General features: G+C 69.2%; 5 protein-coding genes and 1 pseudogene. 3 read left to right on the forward strand and 3 right to left on the reverse strand.

Features of this window, described 5'->3' with window-relative positions; genetic code table 11:
• Nucleotides 1-59 precede the first annotated feature (59 nt).
• Nucleotides 60-1,280, forward strand: coding sequence for an IS256 family transposase (locus tag BM419_RS31100; protein ID WP_091928509.1), 1,221 nt, complete (start codon nucleotides 60-62; stop codon nucleotides 1,278-1,280).
• A gap of 179 nt (nucleotides 1,281-1,459) precedes the next feature.
• On the opposite strand, the gene BM419_RS31105 is transcribed toward BM419_RS31100, so the two are convergent.
• Together BM419_RS31105 and BM419_RS31110 are read right to left on the reverse strand one after the other, a co-directional pair.
• Nucleotides 1,460-2,893 carry a hypothetical protein gene (locus BM419_RS31105; protein WP_244540937.1) on the reverse strand — a complete coding sequence of 478 codons (1,434 nt, stop codon included), beginning with the start codon at nucleotides 2,891-2,893 and terminating at the stop codon, nucleotides 1,460-1,462.
• 146 nt (nucleotides 2,894-3,039) lie between these two features.
• Nucleotides 3,040-4,146: a lipase family protein gene (locus tag BM419_RS31110; protein WP_244540938.1), complete on the reverse strand. Its 1,107-nt coding sequence runs from the start codon at nucleotides 4,144-4,146 to the stop codon at nucleotides 3,040-3,042.
• 465 nt (nucleotides 4,147-4,611) lie between these two features.
• On the opposite strand from BM419_RS31110, the gene BM419_RS31115 reads away from it, so the two are divergent.
• Both BM419_RS31115 and BM419_RS31120 read left to right on the forward strand, forming a co-directional pair.
• On the forward strand, nucleotides 4,612-5,529 hold the full coding sequence (locus BM419_RS31115; RefSeq protein ID WP_091928723.1) for an SGNH/GDSL hydrolase family protein: 918 nt from the start codon (nucleotides 4,612-4,614) through the stop codon (nucleotides 5,527-5,529).
• Between the two features lie 85 nt (nucleotides 5,530-5,614).
• Nucleotides 5,615-5,887 (forward strand): hypothetical protein, encoded by a 273-nt coding sequence (locus BM419_RS31120; protein WP_175556429.1) that lies wholly within the window; start codon nucleotides 5,615-5,617, stop codon nucleotides 5,885-5,887.
• 96 nt (nucleotides 5,888-5,983) lie between these two features.
• Here the strand turns inward: BM419_RS31120 and BM419_RS31125 are convergent.
• Nucleotides 5,984-6,316, reverse strand: a pseudogene (locus tag BM419_RS31125) (hypothetical protein); the annotation flags it as partial.

The raw sequence follows: 6,316 nt of genomic DNA on the forward strand, positions 1-6,316 counted from the left end.
GCGGGACTGTCGGGAATTTCGTGTGCGGGCGGCCATAGTGGATCCGATGGAGGTTCCCGATGGCACGACGCAAAGCACCCCGTATCCCTGACGCGCTCCTGGATCAGCTCCTGGCCGGGGCCGATCCGAAGACGGCGTTCGAGGCCGATGGCCTGCTGCACGAGCTGAAGAAGGCCCTGGCCGAGCGGGCGCTCAACGCCGAGATGGATCACCATCTGGCGGGCGAGGATGCTGGCAATACGCGCAACGGCTACGGCCGCAAGACGGTCACGACCGAGACAGGCCGGATCGAGCTTTCGATCCCGCGCGACCGGCAGGCGACATTCGATCCGCAGCTGATCGCCCGCTATCAGCGCCGCTTTCCCGGCTTCGACGACAAGATCGTGTCGCTGTACGCCCGCGGCATGAGCACCCGGGAGATCGTTGGGCACCTGCGCGAGCTCTACGGCATCGAGGTCTCACCCGACTTGATCAGTGCGGTGACCGACGCGGTGCTGGAGGAGGTCGCCGCCTGGCAGGCCCGGCCGCTGGAGCCGGTCTACCCGATCGTGTTCTTCGACGCCCTGCGGATCAAGGTGCGCGACGAGGGCGTGGTCCGCAACAAGGCCGTGCACATCGCGCTGGGCGTGCGCGCCGACGGATCCAAGGAGATCCTCGGCCTGTGGCTGGAGCAGAACGAGGGCGCCAAGTTCTGGTTGCGGGTCATGAACGAGCTGAGGAACCGCGGCGTCGAGGACGTGCTGCTGGCCGTGGTCGACGGCCTGAAGGGCTTCCCCGACGCGATCCGGGCGGTCTTCCCCGAGGCGCTGGTCCAGACCTGCATCGTCCACCTGCTGCGCTACAGCCTCGACTTCGTCTCCTACAAGGACCGCAAGGCCGTGGCGGCGGCGCTGAAGGACATCTACCGCGCGCTCGATGCCGCAGCCGGCGAGGCGGCGCTGGCGGCCTTCGAGGCGAGCGAGTGGGGCCGGCGCTACCCGGCCATCGCCCAGAGCTGGCGACGGGCCTGGGGCGAGGTGATCCCGTTCTACGCCTTCCCCGGCGAGGTGCGCCGGATCCTGTACACGACGAATGCCATCGAGGCCCTGAACGCCACGCTGCGCCGAGCTGTGCGCGCCCGCGGGCACTTCCCGACCGACGAGGCCGCGCTGAAGCTGCTCTACCTAGTCTTGAACCGCTCCGAGAAGGCGTGGAAGATGGGCCCGCGCGAGTGGGTCATGGCCAAGGCGCAGTTCGCCGTCATCTTCGGCGAGCGCTTCACCCGGGCCATGGCGGCCTGATGTTCAATCCGCCGCCCGCACACGGAATTCCTGACAGTCCCGCGCAAGCCAGTCCCGGACGGCATCGATCAGGGGCGTCCCGACCAGGAGGTCATCGGAGACTTGAAGCGGCGGGAGTCCATCCCGTCCGGCGCGGGCGGATCAGGCGATCCGGCCGCCTCGCGCCGCGGGACGGATTCTCAGTCCAGCGCGTAGCCGAGCATCCCTTCGGACACGTGACCCTCACAGTCCGGGACTGTCGACACGAAATGATCGCGGCCTCCGGCGATGCAACGGTAGATCGGGTGGCTCCCCGGCCTCTGCGCCTCGTAGACGTAGCCGGTCTGCCCGAGCGGTGTCTGGCCCTCGCATCGCGGGTCGCGGCTGAGGAAGTGGTCCTGTCCTGCCGCGCAGCTCATCAGCATCGCGGTCCCGGGCGCCGGGAGCGTCAACACGGTACCGAGGCTGCGCTCGATCGTGTAGCCCGGCCCGATATAGCCGGTCGTCACCCAGTGGCCGCCGGGCCCGAAGGCGCGCCGCAGGGGAAGGCGGTCGGCGCCCTTCAGCCGCCGCGCCTCGGCGATCCGCCACGTGCCGGGATAGGGGTCACCCCCTGAGAAGAAGACCGTGATGTCCGGCAGGAACGGCGTCAGGAACCCAGCCCCGTCGCGCTGGAAGCCGGGACTGTGGTTCAGGTAGAAGCCCGTGACGTCGGAGTTCAGGTAGCCCAGGGGTGTCCACGCCGCCGGCGCCCCGCTCAGCACAGCCTTCAGGGGCATCCTGAACAGCCCCATCTGGTAGGTTTCCCGGTCGGGATTGCGTCCCGGATCCTTGCAGGCCACTTGCTGGCACACGCGGCCCGGCAACCCGGTGATGACGTAGACCTCGCCGGTCTTGGGATCGTAGGCGAAATCCGAGTTCGGGTTGATGGTCGAGCCGTCGGTCGTGGCGTTGGGGACTCGCGCCGGCGCCCCGAAATGCACGCCGTCGGCCGTGTGCCGGACGTAGATGTCCCCGAAGCCCGGCACGCCCTGCGGCCCGGTGAGATCCGTGGTGAAGACGAACAGGCCGGACCGACCGTCCGAGAAGGTCGCCGGCTGGCCGGTGCCGTAATTGCCCTGCGCGACGACCGGGTTGATCGGCTTGATGACCGGTTCCGGGTAGTCGACCCACGTCACCTTGTCGTTCGAGAAGGCGAGGCCGGTCTGGTTGTTGTTTCCGGGCAGGTTGTCGGCGCCCGAATAGTACATCGCGTAGGCGTAGGTCTGCCCGTCCGCCGGGTTGACGAAGCGGCCCCGGATCACGCTGGGATCACAGACGTACTGCCGGTTCCAGGAGTTGGGCGTCGGCTGGAACACGATCCGCGCCGGCGAGAAGCCGGTCTGCGGCGTGTAGGAGCGATGGAAGATGACGTCCGTCTTGCCCTGACCGCACCACCAGATGTCGGTGGTCCCGTTCTCGGTGATGACGCTCGGCGCGTAGTTGTAGCCGGCCGGATTGGCCTCGTTGACGAACAGCGGTTGCGCCTCCGGCCCCTTCCAGCCGGCCTCGCCCGCGACCGGGACGGCGAGCACCGCCAGGAGCATCCCGACGAGAGCGCCCTTCCGCGCAACGAGAACCGGCAGCATCCTCATTCCCATCGCTCCCACCGGTCCGCTCCTGACTCCGAGATGCCGAGACATTCCGGCGGCGTGCTGACGACCGGAATGTGGCCGTCTGATATCCGGCGGCTCGGACCGGCGGCTCCGATCGTGTCCCGACGCGTCTCCCGCGGACGCGATCACGCGCCCTGCACGGGCGGGACCGCGCGGCGGCAAACCGGCCGCAGGGCGCGGTCGAGCAGCGATTGCCGCCCGAGGATCATCTCGAAGAAATCGTACTCCCCCGGCCTGAAATTGGCTTTCAGGAACTGGAAGTGCATGTGGAAAGGCTTGAGGCGCAGGCGCTTGTAGTCGTCCTCGGGTATCCTGTCCTTGACCCCGGCGGAACGGATGAGCGGGTTGCAGGCCAGGAAGGCGGGTCTTCCGAATCCGAGATCGAAGATCGGATTGAAGCCGTAGCAGTTGAGCCAATCCTGGGGGGCCTGGTAGTCGCACCAGACGATGCGGTCGCTGAAGACGAGGGTCGCGATGTCGTCGCGCAGCGCGCGGGCCTCGTGCTGGAGCGCCACGAAGGGCAGCCCCGAGCCGAGCGTGACGAGCGACAGGCGCGGATGCCCTCGATCGTCGGTCCCGAGGCGCGCGAGGACCTGCGCGGCGACCTCGACCGCCATGGCTGCGCCGAGGGAATGGCCGACGATCATGACCTCGTCGGGCGCGTCCGCGGGATTCGCGCGCCAGTGGGCCAGTTCGGCCAGGACACGGTCCCGGAAGGCCGCGACCCGGTCCGCGTAATCCGGTCGCCGACCGGTCGCGTGCTGCCAGAAGAAGATCCGGATGCTCAGGATGTGCCAGAAGAACAGGCGCCCGAGCGCCTTCTTGGCGCCGTAGAGGAGCGCGAGCGCCGCGGCCGCGAGAAGCAGCGCCACGCCGACCGTTTCCGTCGGCGCCGCCGGGCTGACGGCAGCGTAGATCGCGGTGCCGAGCGCGATCAGGAGCGCCGGGGCCACGAAGGCGACGAAGAACGGGAAGGCGGTCAGCACCGTGTAGGGCCATCCGAACCGGGACGTTTTGAAGACCAACCCCTGTGCGAGCCCCGCCGCGACGCTCCGCGCCAGCAGAGCCAGCTTGCGCGACACGGGACGCGCGAGATCCGCATGGACGATATCGCTCCAGATCAGGGTCTCGCAGCGGACCGCCGCACCGTCGCCGTCGGCGGGCGCGTCGACCGTCCAGCTCCGGGTCAGACCATCCGGATCGGTCCGGATCTCCGAGACCGCGCGCGGCATCGCCCCGAACCGGGTCGCGTGACGGTGAAGCTCCCGCTTGAAGAAGGCGGGGAAGCGGATGCCGCTGCGGGCGTCAAATCCGTGAATGAAAAAGACATGTCGCCGCGCCACCGGTGCCGGATGAAGGTCTCTCAACTTGAAGGGCGTGAACGATAAGTAGCCGCGGACCATCTGATCGATCGAGGACGAGAGCACGAGAGGGATTCGTGGCGGTCAACGGCGCCCGCAGGGGCGGCTCCATTGCACCATCGCGGAGGGCTCCACAACAGCGCACCGGCGAATCTGGTTCCGCCACCGGCCAGCATTCCTGATCCGGGCGGCATTCCTGGCACTGTCGCCCGGCAACACCGGCGGCGCTGAAAATCGGATTCGCGCTCGGGGGGGACTGGACTTGGGAAAACTGAGCCTCCTACGGTGCGGGGCGCGGGGGCGGTGTTCAAGATTCGTATGGGTTTGTCAGAGGCCGTGAGGGCGCTCCGCAGCGGCGCCCTCCGCCGTCACAAGATCGGCCATATCCAGGCCGTCTTCGACGCTGCGCCGAGCGGCTGCGTCGTGCTCGCCGGCGACTCGCACGCGGCTCACATGCCGCGGCCGGTCGTTTCCCGTCCCGTGCTGAATGCCGGGCTCGCGGGCGCGACGGCCCGCTCGTACCGCCGGGCCCTCGACCTGCTGCGTGCGCCCCTGCCGGCCTTCCTGGCGGTCCTGTTCGTCGGGACCAACGACATCCGCTCGCCGTCGGCGCTCGGGCGATCGGCGACGGCCGATTTCTCCGACCACGCGGATCGCATCGTCGACCGCTTCCAGGCCTTCGCCCTCGACACGCTGGTCTCGGCGCTGCCGCCGACGCCCGCCTCGAGGGTTGCCGAGCGCGATCCCGCCGCGGTCGAGGTCTATTCCGATCTCCTCCGCGCCGTCTGCGCACGCCGGGGGGTCTCGTTCTTCGACCCGTTCGCGGCGCTGCGCGGAGCGCGCTTCGGTCTCGCCGAGGACGAGGCCTTCGTCGAAGGGACGCATCTGCGGGATTACGCGGCCGTCGCCGCGCGCGTCGCCGGCCTGATCCGTGACCGGTACGGTCTCGATCATTATCTGGAGAGCCCGCTCCCGGGCTTCGATGAGGCGTATTACAGGAGCTGGTACGCCGACACGTGCCAGTATCCCCACGGTCCGGCGCGACACTACCTCGATCTCGGCTGGCGCGAGGGCCGTGACCCGAGCGGGCATTTCAGCACCGACGGGTATCTCGACGCGAACCCGGATGTTCGCGTGGCCGGCGTCAACCCGCTCGTTCACTTCCTGGAGGTCGGCTTCGCGCAGGGGCGGACCGGCTGGCAGAAGGCGCGCACGCATCCGACGCGCTATCGCGGCGTCGACCCGGACACCTGAGGGCAGCGCCGCGGCCCGGCAGCGCGCACGCCATCGTGACCGCCGCCGCCGCGAAGCTGACGCAGGACGGTGTACGCATGTGATCATGCGCCTCCTCCTCGCCGTCCCACTCCTCGTCCTCGTCGCCACCGGAGCGTCGGCCGGAGAGCCGCTCCTCGACGGACCCGTCGTCGCTGGCGGCTTCGGGATGGGCGGGTCGGACTATTACGGCGATGTCCACAGCCGGATGCCGTTCACCGGAGAGGCACCGCCGCGGCCGGTCGGGATGGCCGACATCGTGCGCGTCCGGGCGGCCCGCGCGCGCGCCGCGACCGCGTCCCGGCGACAGGCGCCGCACCGGCCGGCGCATCGCGGCTGAAAGTCTCCGGCCTCCGCCGATCCGGACCAGCCGGACAAGGAGAGCGCGGTCCGAACGATCGGGCCGTAGCCGTAGGAGGACGGTCGGAGCGGCGGATCAGTTCCGGTATCGTTCGGCCAGGGCCATGAGGGCCTGGGCGAGCTCGGTGAGGTTGGCGGAGGCGGCCTCGACCTGCCGCGTGCCGGCCGCGGTCTGCTGGCTGGCCTGGCGGATGTTCTGCAGCGCCCCCATCACCTGCTCGATGCCCAGCTGCTGCTGGTTGGTCGAGGCCACGATCTGCTGGAACGTCTGCACGTTCTCCTCCACCCGCGCGGTGATCTCCTCGATCGTGCGCTGCGTCGTGTCCGAGCGCGTCTTGCCTGCCGCCGCGCGCTTGACCGCCTCCTCGGTCAGCATCACCGACGTGTTGATGCCCCGCTGGATCTCGCC

This window comes from Methylobacterium sp. yr668 (assembly GCF_900116245.1).
Lineage (GTDB): Bacteria > Pseudomonadota > Alphaproteobacteria > Rhizobiales > Beijerinckiaceae > Methylobacterium.

Excerpts from the sequence above, each read along its gene's own strand:
- BM419_RS31105 (WP_244540937.1), bottom strand. The coding sequence starts at position 2,893 with ATGAGGATGCTGCCGGTTCTCGTTGCGCGGAAGGGCGCTCTCGTCGGG.
- BM419_RS31110 (WP_244540938.1), bottom strand. The coding sequence starts at position 4,146 with ATGCCGCGCGCGGTCTCGGAGATCCGGACCGATCCGGATGGTCTGACC.
- BM419_RS31120 (WP_175556429.1), top strand. The coding sequence starts at position 5,615 with ATGCGCCTCCTCCTCGCCGTCCCACTCCTCGTCCTCGTCGCCACCGGA.
- BM419_RS31100 (WP_091928509.1), top strand. The coding sequence starts at position 60 with ATGGCACGACGCAAAGCACCCCGTATCCCTGACGCGCTCCTGGATCAG.